We start from the raw sequence: 19,725 nt of genomic DNA, 5'->3' as shown, positions 1-19,725 counted from the left end.
CCCCCGTCGAGGGGACCGGCGTGCTCAACCGACGGGCTGCTGCTCGAGCTGCGCGTCCTCTCCTGTCTGCGCGGCCTCCTGCAGCCGAACCGACACCATGTGCGAGACCCCGGGCTCCTCCATCGTCACGCCGAACAACACGTCGCACGACTCCATGGTCGCCTTGTTGTGCGTAATGATAATGATTTGCGTCTGCTCGGTGAGCTCACGCAGCACCTCGGCCACCTTGCGCGTGTTCGCCTCGTCCAGCGCCGCCTCCACCTCGTCGAAGACGCAGAACGGGCTCGGCCGCACGCGCAGCATCGCGAAGATCAACGCGAGCGATACCATGACGCGCTCGCCCCCGCTCAGGGCGCTCAGGCTACGAAGATTCTTCCCCGGCGGCTGCACGACGATGTCGATGCCGGGCTCGTCGCTGCCCTCCACCGTGACGAGATCCAACCCGGCGCGGCCGCCGCCGAAGAGCCGCACGAACAGCCCGCTGAACTCGTCGTTGACGGCGCGGTAGGTCTCCTCGAACCGCTCGCGGATCACCGTCTCGAGGTCCGCGATCAGGCCCCGCAGGGCCTCGAGCGCTCCCGCGACGTCGTCGTACTGCTCGCGCAGCGCGTCCGCGCGGGCCACCGCGGCGCGGTGCTCCTCGATCGCGATCAGGTTGACCGGTCCGAGCGACGCGATGAGGCCGCGCAGCGCCTCGATGCGGCCGAGGGTCTCGTCGCGCTCGATCGACTCGGGGGCCTCGGATGCGGCGCGATCGAACGGCAGGCCGAACTCTTCCTCGATGCGCCGGCGCGCGCTGCCGATCTCCGCGTCCACCTGGGCCTGCCGGAGCTCGACACGGTGCACGTCTTCCGCGAGCGCCTCCGCGCGGCCGGCCGCGTCCGCGTGCTGCTGCTCCACTTCGGCCCGGCGTCCCGCGACCGCGGCGCGTTCTTCGTCGAGCGCCGCGAGTGACGCCTCGAGGCGCTCGCCTTCCCCGGTCAACGCGGCGCACCGCTCCCGCGCGGCCGCCTCTTCCGCCTCAAGCGCGGCGGCGTCGGCATCGAGGCCGGTGCCCTCCAGTTCGAGCGCCCGGCGCCGCTCGTCCGCCGCGGCCATGCTCCGCTCGGCCTCGGCGGCGCGGGCGCGGACGCCCGCGCGACGTCCCTCCAACTCGGTAATGGCGACGCGCGCCTCGGTAAGCGCCTCCCGGGCGCCGCGGGCGGCGAGCGCCTGATCGCGCAGCCGGACCGATAGATCCTCCGCCTCGCCCTCCAGCCCGGCGATCCGCTGCTCGAGCGCGGCGGCCTCCGCGGCGAACCGGTCCCGGGCCTGCTCGTGTTCCCGAACGGCGTCCTCCGCCGCCCGCGCTTCCGCGGCCAGCGCGGCGAGCTCGTCGTCGATGCGGGCGCGCTCGGCGTCGAGCAGCACGAGCCGCCGGTCGGCGTCGCCCCGCCGGTCGCTTTCCTCGGTGATGCCCGCGTCCGCCTGCGCGACCGCCGCTTCCATCTCCCGGAGCCGCGCCGTCGCGGCGTCGATCCGCGCGGCGCAGTCGCGCGCCGCCGCCTCCAGCCGCTCGAGGGCGGCGCGGGCCTCGGCGATCTCCTCGGCCCGTCCCACCGTCCCGGTCTGCCCGGGCGCGCGGCGGCCGGTGGTCACCACTCCGAGCGCCGACACCCCGTCGCCGGCCAGCGTGACGATCCGGCCTTCGTAGCCGGCGGCCCGGATGCGGACGGCCGCCTCGAGGTCGCGTGCGAACACGGCGTCGCCCAAGAGGCCGCGGACCGCGCCGGCGTGCTCTCCCTCGACTTCGATGTGGTCGAGGACCCGGCCGGCAAACCCGGGATCCGCGGCGGCCTCGGCGGGAAGCGCCGGCGCCGGCAGCGGCCGGACGAGCGCGAGGGGCAGGAAGGCGATCTCGCCGGCCTCGCCGCCTGCGGCCTGCCGCAGCGCGTGGGCGTCGTCGATCGTCCCGACGATCAGCGCCGAGGCGGCCGCGCCGAGCGCGGCCTCCACGGCCGGACGGATCTCCCGCGGCGCGCGAATCACCTCGGCCACGACGGCCCGCAGCGCCGTAAAGCGCTCCGGCTCGCGGCGGCGGGCGAGGAGCAGATCGCGCGCGCCGGCATCGTAGCCTCGGAACTGCGCGTGCGCCTCCTCGAGAAACGCAAGACGCGACCGGAGCGTCTCGCGCTCCATCTCCACCCGGCGGACCTCCGCCAGCAGTTCGTCGCGGTGCGCCTCGCCCTGCTCGTGCTCGTTGCGCAGCGCGCGCAGCGCGCTGCGCCGGGCGTCGAGGGCGGCCGTGATCTGCGCCAGCTCGGCGGTCAGCGTCTCCCGCCGTGCGGTGATCTCCGCGGCCTGTTCGCGCAGATGCCGCAGCCGGCCGGCGATCGCCGCGGCCCGATCGAGATAGGCCGCCACCCGCGCGTCCGCCGTGGCGAAATCGGCATGTGCCCGCGCGCGGGAATCCGCGAGCGCGCGCGCGTCATCTCGCGCCTGCGCCGCCCTCGCCTCGTCTCGCGCGGTGCTCTCTTCCAGCCGCAGCAGGGCGTCCTGCGCGGCGGCCACGTCTCCGCGGCGGCGCTCCGCCTCGGCGGCGAGCGACCGGTCCTGGCGCGCGAGGTCGTCGCGCTCATCGGCGAGACGGCCGGCCTCCGCCCCTTCACGGGCGATCTCCGCGTCGAGCCGGGCCCGCTGCGCGGCGACGCCCCGCCGGCGTTCGGCGAGCAGCTGCGCGGCGGATTCCTCGGCCGCCCGGCGCTCGGTCAGCCGGACGAGCGACCGTTGGGCGTCGTCCCACTCCCGGCCCGCGTCCGCGGCGCGCCGGTCCAGCGCCGCCCGTTCTTCCGCGAGGGCCGCGAGCGATCGTTCGACGTCGCGGCGCTTCACCGCGATCTGCTCGAGTTGGTCCTGAACGCGCTTCTGCGCGCGGGCCAGCCGCCGGACCTCCTCGACCTGAACGGCGAGCTCGAGCCCGCGCAGCTCCTGCGTGTAGGCCTGATACTGCCGCGCGGCATCGGCCTGTGCCGCGAGGGTCTCGACCCGCGCGTCCTGCTCCGCGAGGATGTCCGCCACGCGCAGCAGCAGCTGGTCCGCGGCCGCCATGCGGCGCTCCGCGTCGTGCCGGCGGCGTTTGAACTTCGCGAGGCCCGCGGCCTCCTCGAGGATCATCCGCCGCTCTTCGGGCGTCGCGTCGAGCATGCGGTCGACCTCGCCCTGCGTCACGAGCGCGTAGGTGTGCCCGCCGAGACCGGTGCCGAGAAACATCGTCTGAATGTCGCGCAACCGGCACGGGAGGGTGTTGATGAAATAGCGGCTGTCGGCGGCCCGCAGCGCCCGCCGCGTCACCGTGACCTCCGCGAACGCGAGCGGCGTCGGCGCGGCGTCGTCGCCGTCGAGGGGCATCATGAGCGTGCCGTCCCCGTTGTCGAGCACCAGCGTCACGTCCGCCATGGCGAGCGGCCGGCGCCGCTCGCTGCCGGCGAAGATCACATCCTCGTTGCGCACGCCGCGCAGCGCGCGCAGGCTGCCCTCGCCGAGGGCCCAGCGGATCGAGTCGAAGATGTTGCTCTTGCCGCTGCCGTTGGGGCCGACGATCGCGGTCAGGCGCGGGGAGAACTCCAAGGCGGTGCGGTCCGCGAACGTCTTGAACCCCGTGAGCTCGAGCCGTTTCAGACGCACGTGAGTCCCCCTCCCGCGACGCGCTGGCGCGCGAGCAGCTCCTGATAGACGATCAACAGGCGATCGGTGACGCGCGCCTGGTCGTAGTCCGCCGCGGCCGCCCGGGCGGCTCCACCCATCGCGCTGCGCCGGGCCGGCTGCGCCAGCAGGTCGCGGACGGCCTCCGCAAACGCGCCGGGATCCGCCGGAACGAGACGCCCCGTCTCGCCGTCCCTGACGAGATCGGACGAGGCGGGGGCCCGCACGGCCACCACGGCGCAGCCCGCCGCCATCGCCTCGATCATCGCGATCCCGAACGTCTCCGTCGTCGACGGAAAGACAAAAAGATCGGCCGCCGCCAGCACCTGGGCGACCACCGCCGGCGGCTGCGTGCCGGCGAAGACCGCGCGCGAGGTAAGCGCGGCGTCTTTCGCCTGCGCCTCGAGGGCGGCGCGCTCGGGACCGTCGCCGACGAGCAGCAGCCGCACCTCGGACGGCAGCGCCGCGAGCGCCGCGAGCAGGAGCGCCACGTTCTTCTCCCGCGCCAGGCGCCCGACGAACACGAGGAGCGGCGAGCGGGGCGGCACCCCGAACCGGCCGCGCACGGCCGTCCGCTCGTCCCCCGCGAACCCTGGCTGCGGCGCAAAGGCCGAGACGTCGATGCCCGCGCTCGGCACCACGACCACCCGCACGCGCACGCCGGCGTCGCGCAGCAGCGCCGCGATCGACGGGAGCGGCGCAAGCACGCAGTCACATTGGTTGCAGTAGACCGTCGCGTAGGCGCTCACGAGCGGCCGGGCAAGCTCGCCGACCACCGGCGCGTAGTGGGCGTACTCGTCGTACCGGGTGTGGTACGTGAAGAGCACGGGGCGCCCCAGCGCCCGCGCCGCCCACCAGCCCATGCCGCCGAGCAGAAACGGCGAGTGCGTGTGCACGAGATCGAGGCCGAGCGCGCGCACGGCCCGCAGCGCACGGCCGGGATACGGCAGCGCCAGCGGAAAGTCGGGGTGGCCCGGCGGGGTGACCGACGGGACGCGCACGACGTCGGGGTCCACGTCGGCGTAACCGGGGTACGCCGGCGCCACGATGGAGACCCGGTGGCCGCGCGACCGCAGCTGCCGCGCCGACGTCTCGACCGCCGTCACCACGCCGCTCGTGCGCGGCCGGTAGGAATCCGTGAACAGGCCAACGTGCACTTACCCGGCGGTCTCGCCGCGCGCCTGTGACTGCACGTCGAGAAAGCCGAGCAGCGCGGACAGGCGAAACCGCCGCTGCCCGCCCTCGGTGCGTAGACACGCCAGCTTCCCCTGGTCGGTGTAGCGGCGCACGGTCGCCTTGCTCAGGTTGAGCACGGCGGCCGCCTCGTGCAGGCTGATCTCGGGATCGAGCAGCCGGCGAATGATCTCCTCGCGGCTCTCCGTGATCGGGCGCCGGCCGCCCCGCCCACGCGGGCCGAGCTCCATCGGCAGTGCCCGCTGATCGGGCCCGGCGCCGAGACTCCGGCGGACGGCGTCGGCGCGGGCCTCGGCTTCAAGGGCCGCCCGCGAGCCCTGCCCGCCGCCGGCCTCGCCGGGCGTCCCGGATGTAGCCCGGGCGCCCACGGCGGCGGCTACCGCGACCGGGTTCGGCTGGGCCGGCGGTGATTTCGTGGCGGCCGGCGCGATTTTGGCTCGTGCCCGCGGACCCGCCGCGGGCCACGACGAAATTGAAGCCGCAGGCCTAGAGCCGGCCGGCTCGACCGCACCGATCTGACGGCTGAGCGCGTCGGGTGGGCCGGCGTTCAAGGACGTGACCGGTTCCGGGAGGGAGACATGCATCTGCCGTTCGAGGTAGCGGTACCAGTCCCGCAACGTCTGCGCCATTGTCTGCTCCGATGAGTGCTGCGTAGGTTATTCGGCGTTAATGTCCCGGCGTAGTTCGAGAAACGTGAGAAAAATCCTGCGAAACCACTCTAACTCGTCGGTCGGGCCCGGCTGAGGTGCACCCGGAGCGCGTGGCTCGGGAGGTCCGCCGTTACGGTCTCGGCCACCAGCCGGCCGCAGGCGAGAAGGCCCTCCTGGTCGATGCCGGTCTCGATGCCCATCCCGCGCAGCATATAGTTGGTGTCGTCGGTCGCGATGTTGCCGGTCGCGCCGGGCGCGAACGGGCAACCGCCGAGGCCGCCGATCGCGGCGTCGAACGTGGTCACGCCCGCGTCCAGCCCGGCCAGGACGTTGGCGAGCCCCATGCCGCGCGTGTCGTGCAGGTGCAGCGCGAGGCGGGCGCCGGGGTAGATTCCCGCCAGCCGGGCTACGGCGCCGGCGACCTGCGTGGGCGTCGCGACACCGATCGTGTCGCCGAGGCTGACCGAGGTGATCCCGAGGGCCGCCGCCCGCTCGACGATCGCCTCCACCGCGTCGAGCGGCACCGGTCCGGTATAAGGACAGCCGAACGCGACCGCGATGCCGGCCTCGATGGACGCCCCCGGCAGCGCCCGCGCCGCCTCCGTAATCGCGGCCAGCTGCTCGAGCGATCGGCTCACGGTCATCCGGACGTTCGCCGAATTGAACGCGTCGGTCGCCCCGATCACCACCGTCACGGCGCGAATGCCGGCGGCGAGCGCGCGCTCCAGGCCTTTCAAGTTTGGCACGAGGGCCGACGCGCGCAGTCCCGGCAGCCGCAGCGCGGCGCGCGCAACCTCGTCCGCGTCCGCGAACTGCGGCACGGCCTTCGGCGACACGAACGACGTGACCTCGATGTCGTGCACACCGGCGTCGTAGAGCGCGCGGATCACGCGGATCTTGGTCTCGGTTGGGATCACACGGCCGACGAGTTGGAACCCGTCGCGGGGCCCCACTTCCGAGATCGTCACAGCCCCGGGCAGCTTCATGAACGCATCCACCTCGCCAAGGCCGGCCTCAGATGACCCCGCGGTCCCGGAGCGCCTCGACGTCCCGGCCGCTCAGCCCGAGCACCTCGCCGTAGACTTCCGCGTTGTGCTGGCCCTGCCGCGCCCCGGCCCAGGCAATATGGCCGGGCGTCCGGCTCATCACCGGCACAACCCCCGGCAGCGCGAGCGGCCCGACGTCGGGATCGTCCACCTCGGCGATCGCCCCGCGGAAGCGAAACTGCGGGTCCGCGGCGACGCCGGCGATGTCGTAGACCGGCCCCGCCGGAACCCCGTGCGCGGCGAGCAGCTCGTTAAGCGCGCCCAGATCGTGCTGCGCGGTCCACGCGCCGACCGCGGCGTCGAGCTCGGCCTGGCGCCCGCCGCGTCCCTGGTCGTTGGCCAGGCCGGGGTCGGCGAGCCAGTCCTCGCGGCCCATCAACGTTGCGAGCCGGCGGAACACATTGTTGTTGTTGGCGCCGATCACGATGTACTGCCCGTCGCGCGTCGGATAGATGCTGCTCGGCGCGACCCCGGGCAGTCCGGTACCGTGCCGTTCGGCCACGTGGCCGAGCTTCTGATACGCGGCAAGCAAATCGTCGAGCAGGCTGAAGGTGGCTTCCGTAAGCGCGACGTCGATCTCCTGACCGAGGCCGCTGCGCGCGCGCTCCGACACCGCGGCCATCGCGGCGAACGCCCCGTACAGACCGGCCACGGTGTCGGCCAGCGCGAACCCAACCCGCGTCGGCGGCCGGTCGGGGTACCCGGTCAGAAAGCGGACCCCGGAGATCGCCTCGGCCACCCCGCCGAATCCCGCCCGGTCACGGTACGGACCGGTCTGGCCGTACCCGCTGATGCGCACCATGATGAGGCGGGGAGCCGCCTCCCGCACCTGCGCGTAGCCGAGCCCCCAGCGCTCGAGCACGCCCGGCCGGAAGTTCTCCACCACGATGTCGCAGGCGTCGTAGAGCCGGCGCGCGATGGCCTGTCCCTCTTCCGCGTGAAGGTCCAGGGTGACGGCGCGTTTGTTCCGGTTCATTGTCTTCCATAGAAGAGAGTGGCCCCGGTACTGGCTCCGCCAGCCCCGGACCGGGTCGCCCCGTCCCGGCTGCTCCACCTTGATGACGTCGGCGCCGAAGTCCCCGAGCAGGCGGGCGCAAAACGGCCCCGCGATCATGTTGCCGAGGTCGAGCACGCGGAGGCCCGCGAGCGGCCCGGTGGGCGGAGGCGAGGGGGTCACCGGTCCGGCGTCATCCCCGCGCCGCGGGCCGGGCGCCCAGCACACCGGCTTCCCGCAGCTTCGCGATCTCGCCGGGGGCGTACCCCGCCTCCGTCAAGATTTCGTCGGCGTGCTCGTTGAGGATCGGCGGGACCCGGCGGATCTCGCCGGGCGTCTCGGAGAGCTTGATCGGGATGCCGATCAGCTTGACGGCGCCGTGGACGGGATGCGGCCGTTCCACCAGCATCCCGTTGTGCAGGACTTGCGGGTCGCTGAACACTTCCGCGAGGTTGTAGATCGGTCCGCAGGCGACGCCGCGCTCGTTGAGATACTGCACCCATTCGTTGCTCGTCCGGCTCTTGAACGCCTCGGTCAGGATTGCGTTGAGCGCCGGACGGTTCGCGACGCGGGCGTTCACGTTCTGAAAGCGCGGGTCCTCGGCGAGCTCCGGCTTGCCGATCGCCTCGCACAGCCGCCGCCACATGACCTCATTGCCCGCGCACAGGTTGAACGATCCCTCCCGGGTCTGGTACACGCCGAACGGCGACGCGAGCGGGTGGTAGTTCCCGGCCAAGCCGGGCGGCGTGCCCGTCTCGAAGTACATCCCGGCGCTCCACGTCAGCAGCGAGACCATCGAGTCGAGAATCGACACGTACACGTCCTGCCCGCGCCCGGTCCGCTCTCGCGCCAGCAGTGCGTAGAGCACGCCGCGGCAGGCGGTCATCGCGCAGTAGAGATCGGCGAGCGCGATCCCGGCGCGGGTCGGCCCGGTCGGCTCCTGGCCGGTGATGCTCATGAAGCCGGACATGCCCTGCCCCACCTGATCGAATCCCGGACGGCCGCTGTACGGGCCGGTCTGCCCGAACCCCGTCACGCCGCAGTAGATGAGGCGCGGATTGTCTTCGCGCAGCGAGGCCGCGCCGAAGCCGAGGCGCTCCATGACTCCGGGCCGAAAGTTCTCGATCACGACGTCGGCGCGGCGCGCCAGCCGGAGGACGACCTCCCGCCCGGCCGGCTTCGTCACGTCGAGGGCCATGCTGCGCTTGCTGCGGTTGGCCCCGGCGAAGAAGTAACTGTTGCCGACCAGGTGAGGCCGGAGGGTCTGGTTCCGGGAGTGGTCGCCGTCGAGCGGCTCGATCTTGACCACGTCGGCCCCGAAGTCGCCCAGTTCCTGCGTGCAGAAGGGACCCGCGAGAAACCGCGTCAGGTCGACCACCCGGATGCCGTCGAGCGGTCCCATTGTCAACGGCCCTCGAACCGGGCGGGCCGGCGCGCGAGAAACGCCCGCACACCCTCGCGGTAGTCCGCGCTCTCGTACGCGGCCTCGACGAACGCGGCGATGTCCTGGTCGCTCATCGTTCCCTCCCCTGCCAGTCGTTGCAGCATCGCTTTCGCGCCACGCTGCGACAGCGGCGCCTGTCGCGCGAGCATGTCCGCGTAGGCGTAGGTCGCCGTTTCCAGCTCGCCGGACGGGCAGACGCGGTTGACGAGTCCCATCGTGCGCGCCTCCGCCGCATCGACGAGGCGCCCGCTGAAGAGCAGGTCGCGCGCGTGGCTCGGACCGACGAGGCGCGCGAGACGCCTCGTCGCGTCGGGGCTGTACACGATCCCGAGGCGCGCGGCGGTGATGCCGAACCGCCCCGACGGGCTCGTCCACCGGAGATCGCACGCGAGCGCCAGTTCGAGGCCGCCGCCGACGCAGAACCCGTGGACCATCGCGATCGCCGGCTTTGGGAAGTCCGCCAGCGCGCGCTCGGCCGCGGCCACCAGCGCGCTGTACGCCCGCGCCGACGGCGCGCCGTTCCGCACGCGGCCGAACTCCGAGATGTCCGCGCCGGAGGCGAACGCCTCCTCCCCGGCGCCGCGCACCACGACGGCGCGGACGGCCGCGTCCGCCGCGAGCGGCGCCAGCACGCCGGGCAGCGCTTCCCACATCGCCACCGTAATCGCGTTGTGCTTCTCGGGCCGGTTGAGGGTGACCGTGGCGACGGCGCCGTCGCGCACCACGTGCAGTTCGTCCATACAGCCGACAGCGTTCTCCTCCGGCGGGCGCGTTCCCCCGTCTACGCAGGACCTCCGGCCGCATTCGCCGCCTCCTGCCCCGTCTACGCGGGACCTCCGGCCGCATTCGCGGCCTCCTGCCCGCCCCGCCGCCGCCGCATTGTGCGCGGCCCGCGCCGGATGCTACAATGAGGCCCGCTGGCCGACCCGCGGCCGGCACCCATGCAATCAAAGCCGGGGAGTGGCGCAGCTTGGTAGCGCGCAGCGTTCGGGACGCTGAGGCCGAGGGTTCAAGTCCCTCCTCCCCGACCATCTCTAGACCTTATTTATCAAGGGTTATCGGGGTTTGGTTCTGGGTTTGTCAGTACAATGTCACTGTTCGCAGCAGGCAGGGTTAGCGGGCTTTGCTCCTGATTTTATCAGTGTCACTGCCCGTAGCAGGCTTCGCCCTGTCTTCCCACGGGTAACCGGAGGGCCAGAGCAGATCCTCCGGCCATTCGACCGGAATCGGTTTGATCGTTTCGAAGAGATGGCCGTATGTGCGTCGATCACTTACGGGCCTTTTTCAGTAACCGCCGACGCTAGCGGCGCCGGCCGAGCCTCATGTACTGCGGCAATGACCGGGCCGCCAAAGACGTCGCGGCGACGCTGATTCGTGACGTTGGCTTTGAACCCGTGGATGCTGGACCGCTGCGAATCGCCAGATACTTGGAGCCGTTCGCCCTGGCGATGGCGCAACTCGCGTACGAGGGGGACAACGGACCCGAGATCGCGTACCGCATCGAGCGTTTCAAGTCTCGCGCCTAGAGAGGATGGAGATGTCGTGAGTAACAAGAAGGTCTGGTTCATCACCGGAGCGAGCCGGGGCATGGGTGCCGATTTCGCCAAGGCGGCCCTGGCGGTCGGGTACGCCGTCGTGGCCACTGGCCGGGACACCGCTCGCGTATCGAAGGCCCTGGGACAGTCGAACGACTTGTTGCCCGTCAAGCTAGACGTCACGAGCCGTGCCGATGCCAAGGCGGCTGTGAAGGCCGCAGTCGACCGGTTTGGTCGCATCGACGTGCTGGTAAACAACGCGGCGAGCTTCTACGCCGGCTACTTCGAGGAGTTGACGCCGGAGCAGTTCGATCGCCAATTGGCCGCGAGCCTCATCGGTCCGATGAACGTCACCCGCGCGGTCCTGCCGGTGATGCGCAAGCAGCGCTCGGGGCACATCATCTCGATCTCTTCGACAGCGGGCCTCGCCGCCGGTTACGACTTCGTGACGGCTTACGCCGCGTCGAAATTTGGTCTTGAGGGGTGGATGGAGTCGCTGCATGCCGAGGTCGCACCGTTTGGCATCAATACGACGATCGTCAATCCGGGATTCTTCCGCACGGAACTCCTCACGGAGCAATCGACGAACTACGCCGCGCCGTCCATCGCCGACTACGACGAGCGCAGAGGGCCCCTGGTCGAGTACTGGAAAGCCCAGAACGGCCACCAATCCGGGGACCCGGCGAAGCTCGCGCGCGCGCTCATCACGATTGCGAGCCAGGAGCCACCTCCGCGCCGCTTCATCGCCGGCGCCGATGCCATTGCCACCGCGGAGCAGAAGATCGCGGACCTGAAAGCGCAGATCGACGCGAACCGGGACCTCTCGACGTCCCTCGCTTTTGACTGAGAGCCCGCACGTAGACGCCATGACGCCGGCCGGTTCGGGTCGGCGCGCCGATCTCCGTACAGGACCGCCGTAGACAGGACGGCCGCCATCCCGGTCGGCCCGCCGGCAGCCCAGTGTATGTCGCAGGCCCGTATCGCCGGCCGTCCCATGCGAAGCCCGGCGGCGGTCCGCCGGGCGGACACGAGGCTCTTAGAGCACCACGACGTATCCCTGCATGGCGACGGGAAAGTGGGGCGCCCCCTTCTTGGCCGCCGCGAGCCCCAGTTTGGTGTTGTACATCGCGAACCGCTCATCGTAGAAGAAGTAAATCCCCGGCTTCGCGAATGTGGCCGAGCCGCTCTTGCCGGCGGCGATCGTGAGTTTTGGCGCGCCGCCACCCGTGAAGATCGCCGTGTGCGCGGCGCGATCTGCGTTGATCCAGGTTACTTTGCCGCCGACCCGCACAACCGCGATATCGGGCGCATAGGTGTCCCCGGAGATCTTCACCGTCGCGGACGGCATTCCCGTGAGCTCCGGTCCCTTGACCACGATGAGCCCTTCCATGGCCACCGGGAACGTATCCGCTTCTTTGCGCGCCGCGGCCCGCCGGAGCGTTGTGTTGAAGGTGGCATGGTCGAGACAGTAGTACGGGTAGATCCCGGCCGTAGTGAACTTGAACGACGCCGGCTTCCCCGGCGGGTGGACGAGCGTGAACGACGCCGGAGTACCGGGCATCGTCGTAGTGACGTGCGGATCGGTATCTTTATTGATCCAGGTGACCGTCTGTCCGGCATCGATCATGATCGACGGCGGCAGGTACGAATCTCCGGGAATGGTCACCGTCGGCCCGGCGGCCTCGACGGGCGCGCGGGGGATCACAGGGTTGAGGACCGCCGCGCCGGTTAGAACGAGAGCCAAGATCGCCGTGCACGCCTGCCGCATCGTTTGCGCCTCCTGAGTGTTGGGCTGTCTACAGGCCCGCCAACGGTAACAGAGGCTGAGGCCCCGGTTCTACGGGTTCCCCGCCGCATGGAAGCGTTATCTCGATCTGCGTTCCGACTCCCGGCAGGGTGCACGTACTCACCTGCCCGCCTATGGCGGCGGCCCTCTCCCGCATGGCGAACAGCCCGATGGTGCGCGCGTCGCCGGTGCGCAAACTCACCGCCGGTTCGAATCGCGCGCCGTTATCCGTTACCGTCGCATACACGATCGTGTCCGCGCGCGCGATGCGCACGCCGACGCGGGTGGCGCCTGCATGCTTGGCGATGTCGGTGAGGGACTCCTGTAGGATGCGAAAGAGCACCACTTCGATCCGCGGCGGAAAGCGGGTCGTGAGGTCGTCGATCTCGATCTCGACCGAGGCCCCCGCCGGCGCCAGCACGCGGCGCGCGTGAGCGCACACGGCCGCGCGCAGCCCAAGCTCATCGAGGAGCGTGGGCCGCAGATCGTTGACGATCGTGCGGATTTCGTCCAAGGTCTTCTCGGCAACGCCCCGGATGTGTGCGATCTGCCGGGTGGTTGCCGACGGCGCTTCGGCGAAGTATCGCTCGGTCCCGTCCAGTGACATAATGAGGGCCGACAGCATCTGCCCGACCTCCTCGTGCAGCGTCCGGCAGATCCACCGGCGTTCGTCCTCCTGTGTGGTGTACACTTTCGCCAGGAGCGTCCCGCGCACAGCGTTGAGGACCGTCAACTCGCGAACCCGCTGATTGGCCCGCAGCACGATGCCGGTCCCAAAGAGCAGCGTGAACACCCCCGACGCCAGCGCACCCGGCAGCGGAGCCAGCGGCCGTAAGAGCGGGTAATCGAGCCCGTGCAGGCCGGTCAAGACAAGTCCCCAGAAGAGCAGCGCTGTTCCCCACTGCCGCGTACGCCCCTCGGTCTGCCGCAGGAAGTATGCCGAGGCGAGGAAGGCGGCCGCCGCGAAGACAGACGGGGGCCACACCATGAGCCACCAAGTCCCCGCGCGCGCGCCGAGTGCCGACGCCGCGAGCGCAGACGCGGCGAGCCCGGCCGCGCCGGCAAGCAGATGACGCCGGCTCAGATTCCGCCACCCCGCGGCAACGCTCGAGAGCATGACCAGCGACGCCGCAACGATTGCCGCGTGCCGTGCGAAGAAGAGCCAGGGTTCTGCCGTGCGCATCGCGGCCGCTTCGGCCACCACGTGCAGTGTGAACAGGACGTAGGCGCCCGTCCACCACAGTACGATCCGCTCGCGGGTCTCGAGAAACCGCAGGAACAGCAACAGCATCACCGCAGCGTGGGCACCGACGCCAAGGGCTAGCCAGTCCAGCGTCTCGATCGATACCGTAGGCATCGTCAGCCTCTCATCGTGACGCGAGACGGGGGGAGGACCGCCGCGCTAGCGGCCGGCGGCTGTCGTTCCACCGGCACCGACCGCTCAGGCGGCGCGGCCCTGCTGCCCCACCGATCCGTTATCCGTGCCCCGCGCTCGATGCGCGTTAGAGCATGATCACATACCCTTGCATCGACACGGGGAAAATCTTCGTCCCGGGCTTCGAGTTGGCGAGTCCGTGGGATCCAGCGTGGCGGCGTTCGAATCGTAGAACAGGTAAACGTCGTCCCCGGCACGTCACCGGCCTGCGTCGTAGTGGCGGCGTGCGACCCGGGTCCGAGCGCCACCACGGCCCCGACCAGTACGGCGAGACCCGTCACGCGCACCTCGCCTCACGTTTTCGCCTTGAGTTTCTCTTGTCCCTTGCCGGCACACGTTAGGTCCGTCCTGTCGCGCACCACGTTTCGTCCACGATGGCCGGGCCGGCAACGGACAGCGACGCGACAGGCTGCGCGGCGAGATCGGCCGCCATCCGCATCAGACACCAGTAGCACGGCCGCTCTCTGTCCCACAATCCGCCGACAGCCACCCGGGCGGCTCCGTCCGTGAGCCCCGGAAACTGCCGCAGAAACTCGACCTCGTACTCCGCCGGGGTATGCAGCGGCGACCCGCCGAGCCGCGCGGTTCGTCCGTCGACACAGCACGCCCAGAGGAGTTTGAACCGCCGCCGCAGTGTCGGCGTCGCCGCCAGATCTTCCGGGACGTTCCCGTATCCAAACGCGCCGTCGAGGATATCAGCAACGTGTCCCAGTTCGTGACGGAGGAATCGCGTGAGCCCGAACGGGTTCGCAAAGCGCAGCGGCAGTACTGTGAGGTGAAGCGTTGCGCCGTCTTCCCCGACCGCCGCGCCCTCGTCGGGCGCCGCCCACGCCGGGGAGAGGCGCACCTCGGTGAAGCGACCGGCGAGGACCGCGACGGCCTCTCGGACGGCGGCGTCGTATCTACTGAGCAGCCCGTGTCGCGCGACCGCCTCCTGCAACTCCTGACTGTATCGGATGCGCGTTGCCGCCATAAAGGTGCCTCCCCGGTTGCCCGATATCTCGATGTGCCGCCCGGCGCATTCTCGGACCGCGCCGTCCGCGGCTCATGCCGTTACCGTAGTTCATACACGCGCGCCCCAGTAGGGCCGTTGAGGACAACGATGAGGGCCAAAGGTCCCGGGACCTTTGGCCCCCCGACGGAACAATCCGGGTCTGCAGCTTAGGAGAGCTTCTGCTTGGCGGCTATTGCCGCCGCGGCGGCTCGCCGTTGCACGTGCAGTTTGCCGAGCAGGGTGCTGACGTAGTTCTTGACCGTCTTTTCGCTCAGGTGCAGCGCGGCGGCGATCTCTCGATTGGTCATCCCGTCCCCAACCAGCGCCAACACGCGGCGCTCTTGTTCTGTTAGCGCGTCGATGATCGCGCCGCCGCTCCCCCCCAGGCGCCTGAAGCGCGTGAGAAGTTGGTGGGTGACCGTCGGATCGAGCAGCGATTCCCCGGCGGCCACGACCTCAATCGCGTGGATCAGTTCCGCGCTTCGAGTTTGCTTCAACAAGTAGCCCGACGCGCCGGCCATCACGGAGGCATCGACGGCTTCTTCGTCCGCAAACGACGTGAGCATCAACACCCGGGTGGCGGGCCGCGCCGACCGGATCTCCCGGCAGGCTTCGACGCCGCTGCCGTCGGGGAGGCGTACGTCCATGATCACTACGTCGGGCGTCGTCCGCGCCGCCTCCGCAATTGCGGCCGCCGCGGTCGAGGCTTCGCCGACGATCGTCATGTTGGGCCGGTGCTCCAGGAGCATCCGGACGCCCGCCCGCACCACTTCGTGGTCATCCACCAGCAGGATGCGTAACGGCTTCTCCATCTTCCACCTCCACCTGGGCGCGGGCCGGCCGTGGAATCGATATTTCGACCGTGGTGCCCGCGCCCGGCGCAGCCGTCACCCGCAGCCGGCCTCCGAGCGCGCGCGCTCGCTCGGACATGCTGCCGAGGCCGAGGCCGTAGCGCGACGATAGGCCCGCGGGGTCGAATCCACGGCCGTCGTCCCGCACGAGGAGCGTAAGCGCGTCGTCCGTCACAGCCGCTCGGACGGTCACACGCGCGGCGTGCGCGTGGCGGATGACGTTCGCAAGGGCTTCACGGACGATCAGGATCAGTTGGGTCCGTACCTCGCTCGGCACCGGTGGCACCGTGTCCACGTCTTCCAGATCCAGAGTGATTGGCAGCCGTGAGTGCTCCTGGAACTCTCCCGCGATGGCCTCAAGGGCTGTCCGAAGGGTCCGCTCGGCCGTCTCCGGCGGACGTAGGTTGTGCACGTAACCGCGGATGTCCTGAATGATGCGGGTGTGGATGTCCAGCGTCTGGCTCAGCCGTCGTTTCGCTTCGCCCGGATCGTCGTCGATCAATCCGGCGGCGTATTCCAGCGCCAAGTCGACGCCGTACAAGGCCTGCATCGTATTGTCATGAAGATCACGGCTGATCCGGTCGCGCTCGCTCAACACCGCGACTTGCTGCACCTGTTGATGCAGGTTGTTGCTCTGGACCGCGATGGCGGCCAGAGCGGCAAGGGCGGAGAGCAGGTTGGTCTCGTCCGGCGTCACACGGCGGGGCGCGCTGTTGGCAACGCACAGCGTTCCGAGGGTCCGATCGCCGATTTGCACGGGCGCCACGGCGTGCGCACGGCCGTACCGGTCGTTGATGAACGGGCACGCCTGGTCTTCCCAGCAACGCAGCGGCTCCCCCGCCGGCGCTCCCACGGAGCCACCCGGGCGGTCCGGCAGCTGGGCGTCGGGCGGCCCGCTCAACGCGCCCATGACGATTGGGCCGCCGCGGTCGGCGAACAAGCACAGCGCGCCGGCCTCCATGTGGAGCAGCCGCCGCGCGTGCTCCGCGATGGCTGCGAGGATCGTCCGCAGGTCCGTGAGCGCCAGGATCTCGCGGCTGACGGCGTAGAGCGCCTGCGCCTCATGTTCGCGCCGGGCCCGTTCCGCGAGCGACGTCTTGAGGCGGTCACGCATCGTGTCGTAGGCGTCGGCCAGGCTGCCGATCTCGTCGTGGCGGTCGACCCGCACCGTGGTGTCAAGGTCCCCGCCGGCGATCCGCTGCGCGGCCCCGGCCAGGGATCGCAACGGCCGCACCGCTGTGCCGGTGTCCCACCACGCCAGCAGCAGCGCCAGGATGAGGGCGGTGGCGCCGATCAAGAGATTGCGGTTCCGCACCGCGACGATCGGCGCAAACGTTTCGGCCTCGGTCTGTCCGACGCTCACACCCCACGCCGCCTGGTACAACGGGGCAAAGGCCATAATATGATAGCCGCGGATCTGCCCCCCTTTCACCACGGCGGCTCGGCCGACCGCCGCCGTACGAGCGCTCATGAGCGCATTATGAAACAGTGGATGCTCGTTGGCCTGGAATGCCTCGGCGCTTTCCGTCGTGGCTAGGACCTCGCCGTGCGCGTCGATGATCAGCGCATGCCACGTGGTGCCTGGACGGTGTGTCGTGCTGTACTCGGTGATATAGGATAGGAGTTGCTGTCGGCGGAGGTCCACGGCGGCACACAGTGCGCCCGCGCGGGCGGAAAGCGGCACACACAACAACACGGCGGGCACGCGGGCGGAGCCCAGAAACTCCAAGTTCGACGCCGCGGTGGGCCGACCGGCGAGGACCTGCCGCACCGCCTCATCGTCGCGGAAGTCGATCGCGGCATCGCCCGGGTGGGCCGGTTGCGCGATCCTCAAGCGCCCCGCCGCGTCAACGACATACACGCCGTAAGAAGCGAGAGCGATCTGGGGTCGCATCTCCCGGAGCCATTCGCGCTGCCCGCCGGCGCTCGGAGCGCTCAACGCCGCCGAGGACGCAAGTCCCTGTAACTGCCGGAAGGATTGGGTCAGCGTTCCGTCAAGGAGTTCCGCCGTGGCCTGCGCCGAGCGGAGGCGTTCTTGAAGCAGTTGGTCGGTCAGCTGCCGCACCATCTGATAGCTATTGAGACCCATGACGGCCAGCAGAATCAGGATGCCGACGGCCACGGCGACCATAATTCGCGCCCGCAGGCTGCGCGCAGGAGACGACCGGCGCACCGCGTCTTCGATGCGCTGCGTCACTGCGGACCCGTAGAGAGCCGGCTCCATGAACGTCCTTTCGCCCGGCCGCCGCCGGACGGGTATCTTTAGTAAGTACCGCAGAATGTTACTAAGAGAATATCAGGCCGCAGCCCGTATGTGGGATCAGGCCCTGACCGTATACGATGTCCCGCCGCGGCCCGCCCGGCCAGGCCCAGGAAAGATGGCCGCGAAGAAGCGTCCATTCCGCTATGGCGCCAGTGCAGCCGCTGAATGGCTCCGTCTGCACTTGCGCCCACCGCCGCACGCTGCGTGGCCTGATCTGCGCGCATTCCGGCGAGAAGATTCGAATCTGAGCCTCGCATTAGCGGTGCCGCGTCCAAGGATATCCTAAAGAAGGAGTCTTCCGAAAAAGAGCGGGGTTACTCGGGGTGTTGCCCTTGCGCCCGGCGGCGCCGCCGCTCGAAATCCGAGCGCGTAATAGCGCCTGCTTCGTAACGGTGCCAGACTTGATCGGCAGAATCGGCAGTTTCCTTGCGCGGGCAGATGATGCAGAGTAGAAACCCGAGAACGCTGACGACGAAGCATAGGAGCGCCGCTGCCAGAAGGATTTCCCAGCGCCATCCGGACCCGAACAGGACCGGCCACATTTTGACTCAAATCTACGCTCGCCGCCGTGCGGCAGGATATCTGATGAGGACCGCCGGCTCACGCTCTTACGTATCGATAAAACCTACCGTTCATTGAATTCATTACTCACCGATTGCCAGTTCCAGCACGAGCGATCGCCGCCGGATCGTTCAAATCCCCCTTGGCAGTCCCACATCGGAGAAGGCTTTCTCTACGTGCACGCCCTGCTCTGCAGACGAGTCTTCTGCTGCGGCCTCGCCCCAGTAGCAGTAATCACAGAACCTCAGCACGATGCCGTTCCTCTCGAGCTCCTGCCGCACAACCCGTAAGCCGCACTTTTCACACACCGGAAGCGATTCCATCGTCCCTCTCCCGTCGCGCGAACCAGATATGCCCGTATCCACCCAGCCCTTCTAGTTAAGTATAGAAACTGCCGGCTCCGAGCGCATCCTGAAAAACCGCCATCTTACTATGGTGTCTTTGGCGGATTAGACATCGGTTCGCGACCCGATGCTGTATCGGGTATGTACCCTATATGGCGGAATCTGATGGCTCATGAGTCTACCGCCGCTGTCGGCGTGCCACCGACAGCGTACCGCTGGACCTGCGTTCCATACGACGTCGGCGCCCAGTCCGACGCCTTGGTCGACGCTCGCGCAGCACGCCACCTGCCCCGCCGAGTCACCCGCGGCTGTACGCATGCTCAGGAACCGGCTCGGCATTCGGACTCCAAGCACTACGGGCCGGCCGGCGTCCCGCGGCGTCAGGGCCGCAGCCACCTTCGCAGGATGCGGCGGCGGCCCTGCCTCAGCCGCACTCGTGCTGGCTCCGGGATGCGAGGTCTTCGAGAATCTGCTTGGTCTTCAACCTCCGGCCTATAACGGCCGGCTGATCATCAAGCTTTCCTACGTCGGCGGACCAACGGGCGGGGCCGGCGGCATCGGCGTGAGCGGCGGGTTACCGGGATCGAGGTCCCTAAACGCCGGGCCTGGCCCAGACCCGCACGGCAACGGTCAGGACAGCGGCGGCGGGCAAGGTTCTGGTGAACAGGGCGACAAAGGGGTTGGCCACGAGAGAGGCGGCGGTCACGGCGACGGCGACGCGGAAGGGGATGACTAGCCGGGCAGGCGAATCGGTGTGGTCTCAACCCTGGTGGTCCTAGCCGCGATCACGGTGAGCGTGCCGTACGGGGGCGGAGGGTAATCGCCGTTCCCGCCCGAATATGCGGTGCCGTGCCGCGAGGTCCCGCACCGGTGTTGCACGTCGCAGCCGTTATGGGTGCCGTAGGCACGGTTGCCCTGGCCGCGGCGGGTCTCACGCTGGCAGGCGC

The 19,725-nt window shown here is 69.7% G+C and carries 15 protein-coding genes and 1 tRNA gene; 3 read left to right on the top strand and 13 right to left on the bottom strand.

The window, feature by feature from the left end:
* Nucleotides 1–24: 24 nt before the first annotated feature.
* From smc to VKT83_17340, 7 genes are all read right to left on the bottom strand, one after another.
* Nucleotides 25–3,663 (bottom strand): chromosome segregation protein SMC, encoded by a 3,639-nt coding sequence (smc, locus tag VKT83_17370; GenBank protein ID HLY24238.1) that lies wholly within the window; start codon nucleotides 3,661–3,663, stop codon nucleotides 25–27.
* Nucleotides 3,654–4,838 carry a glycosyltransferase gene (locus tag VKT83_17365; GenBank protein HLY24237.1) on the bottom strand — a complete coding sequence of 395 codons (1,185 nt, stop codon included), beginning with the start codon at nucleotides 4,836–4,838 and terminating at the stop codon, nucleotides 3,654–3,656. The genes smc and VKT83_17365 overlap by 10 nt, the downstream gene beginning before the upstream one ends.
* Nucleotides 4,839–5,504 (bottom strand): helix-turn-helix domain-containing protein, encoded by a 666-nt coding sequence (locus VKT83_17360; GenBank protein ID HLY24236.1) that lies wholly within the window; start codon nucleotides 5,502–5,504, stop codon nucleotides 4,839–4,841. It abuts the gene before it with no gap.
* A gap of 89 nt (nucleotides 5,505–5,593) precedes the next feature.
* Nucleotides 5,594–6,511 carry a hydroxymethylglutaryl-CoA lyase gene (locus tag VKT83_17355; GenBank protein ID HLY24235.1) on the bottom strand — a complete coding sequence of 306 codons (918 nt, stop codon included), beginning with the start codon at nucleotides 6,509–6,511 and terminating at the stop codon, nucleotides 5,594–5,596.
* Between the two features lie 28 nt (nucleotides 6,512–6,539).
* Nucleotides 6,540–7,748, bottom strand: coding sequence for a CoA transferase (locus VKT83_17350; protein ID HLY24234.1), 1,209 nt, complete (start codon nucleotides 7,746–7,748; stop codon nucleotides 6,540–6,542).
* A gap of 10 nt (nucleotides 7,749–7,758) precedes the next feature.
* Nucleotides 7,759–8,967 carry a CoA transferase gene (locus VKT83_17345; protein HLY24233.1) on the bottom strand — a complete coding sequence of 403 codons (1,209 nt, stop codon included), beginning with the start codon at nucleotides 8,965–8,967 and terminating at the stop codon, nucleotides 7,759–7,761.
* A 2-nt stretch (nucleotides 8,968–8,969) separates the two neighbouring features.
* Nucleotides 8,970–9,749, bottom strand: coding sequence for an enoyl-CoA hydratase (locus VKT83_17340; GenBank protein HLY24232.1), 780 nt, complete (start codon nucleotides 9,747–9,749; stop codon nucleotides 8,970–8,972).
* Nucleotides 9,750–9,963: 214 nt separating this feature from the next.
* Between VKT83_17340 and VKT83_17335 the strand changes: the two genes are divergently transcribed.
* From VKT83_17335 to VKT83_17325, 3 genes are all read left to right on the top strand, one after another.
* A tRNA-Pro gene (locus VKT83_17335) sits at nucleotides 9,964–10,040 on the top strand.
* 291 nt (nucleotides 10,041–10,331) lie between these two features.
* The gene (locus tag VKT83_17330) at nucleotides 10,332–10,535 is read left to right on the top strand and encodes a hypothetical protein (protein HLY24231.1); all 204 of its coding nucleotides are present in this window, start codon (nucleotides 10,332–10,334) and stop codon (nucleotides 10,533–10,535) included.
* Nucleotides 10,536–10,551: 16 nt separating this feature from the next.
* A complete protein-coding gene (locus tag VKT83_17325; protein ID HLY24230.1) occupies nucleotides 10,552–11,391 on the top strand; it encodes an SDR family NAD(P)-dependent oxidoreductase in 840 nt (279 codons plus the stop codon).
* Between the two features lie 189 nt (nucleotides 11,392–11,580).
* Here VKT83_17325 and VKT83_17320 read toward each other — a convergent pair whose 3' ends face one another.
* The 6 genes from VKT83_17320 to VKT83_17295 form a co-directional block, all read right to left on the bottom strand.
* Nucleotides 11,581–12,312 (bottom strand): plastocyanin/azurin family copper-binding protein, encoded by a 732-nt coding sequence (locus VKT83_17320; protein HLY24229.1) that lies wholly within the window; start codon nucleotides 12,310–12,312, stop codon nucleotides 11,581–11,583.
* Between the two features lie 28 nt (nucleotides 12,313–12,340).
* A complete protein-coding gene (locus VKT83_17315) occupies nucleotides 12,341–13,687 on the bottom strand; it encodes a sensor histidine kinase (GenBank protein HLY24228.1) in 1,347 nt (448 codons plus the stop codon).
* A gap of 415 nt (nucleotides 13,688–14,102) precedes the next feature.
* Nucleotides 14,103–14,738 (bottom strand): hypothetical protein, encoded by a 636-nt coding sequence (locus tag VKT83_17310; GenBank protein ID HLY24227.1) that lies wholly within the window; start codon nucleotides 14,736–14,738, stop codon nucleotides 14,103–14,105.
* A gap of 188 nt (nucleotides 14,739–14,926) precedes the next feature.
* Entirely contained in the window at nucleotides 14,927–15,571 is a 645-nt protein-coding gene (locus VKT83_17305) for a response regulator transcription factor (GenBank protein HLY24226.1), read from the bottom strand.
* Nucleotides 15,537–17,834, bottom strand: a complete 2,298-nt coding sequence (locus VKT83_17300; protein HLY24225.1) for a HAMP domain-containing protein — start codon at nucleotides 17,832–17,834, stop codon at nucleotides 15,537–15,539. The genes VKT83_17305 and VKT83_17300 overlap by 35 nt, the downstream gene beginning before the upstream one ends.
* A gap of 1,676 nt (nucleotides 17,835–19,510) precedes the next feature.
* A partial coding sequence (locus tag VKT83_17295) for a hypothetical protein (protein HLY24224.1) occupies nucleotides 19,511–19,725 on the bottom strand: 215 nt, incomplete at its 5' end.

Source organism: bacterium (assembly GCA_035308905.1).
In the GTDB taxonomy this organism is placed as follows: Bacteria; Sysuimicrobiota; Sysuimicrobiia; order Sysuimicrobiales; family Segetimicrobiaceae; genus DASSJF01.
The sequence above is the reverse complement of the archived record's forward strand: the minus strand, read 5'-3'. Positions and strand labels throughout refer to the sequence as shown.

What these genes read in the sequence shown, in the direction of transcription:
- VKT83_17360 (HLY24236.1), bottom strand. Translation starts at nt 5,504, where the DNA reads ATGGCGCAGACGTTGCGGGACTGGTACCGCTACCTCGAACGGCAGATG.
- VKT83_17355 (HLY24235.1), bottom strand. Translation starts at nt 6,511, where the DNA reads ATGAAGCTGCCCGGGGCTGTGACGATCTCGGAAGTGGGGCCCCGCGAC.
- VKT83_17345 (HLY24233.1), bottom strand. Translation starts at nt 8,967, where the DNA reads ATGGGACCGCTCGACGGCATCCGGGTGGTCGACCTGACGCGGTTTCTC.
- VKT83_17340 (HLY24232.1), bottom strand. Translation starts at nt 9,749, where the DNA reads ATGGACGAACTGCACGTGGTGCGCGACGGCGCCGTCGCCACGGTCACC.
- VKT83_17330 (HLY24231.1), top strand. Translation starts at nt 10,332, where the DNA reads ATGTACTGCGGCAATGACCGGGCCGCCAAAGACGTCGCGGCGACGCTG.
- VKT83_17320 (HLY24229.1), bottom strand. Translation starts at nt 12,312, where the DNA reads ATGCGGCAGGCGTGCACGGCGATCTTGGCTCTCGTTCTAACCGGCGCG.
- VKT83_17315 (HLY24228.1), bottom strand. Translation starts at nt 13,687, where the DNA reads ATGCCTACGGTATCGATCGAGACGCTGGACTGGCTAGCCCTTGGCGTC.
- VKT83_17310 (HLY24227.1), bottom strand. Translation starts at nt 14,738, where the DNA reads ATGGCGGCAACGCGCATCCGATACAGTCAGGAGTTGCAGGAGGCGGTC.
- VKT83_17305 (HLY24226.1), bottom strand. Translation starts at nt 15,571, where the DNA reads ATGGAGAAGCCGTTACGCATCCTGCTGGTGGATGACCACGAAGTGGTG.
- VKT83_17300 (HLY24225.1), bottom strand. Translation starts at nt 17,834, where the DNA reads ATGGAGCCGGCTCTCTACGGGTCCGCAGTGACGCAGCGCATCGAAGAC.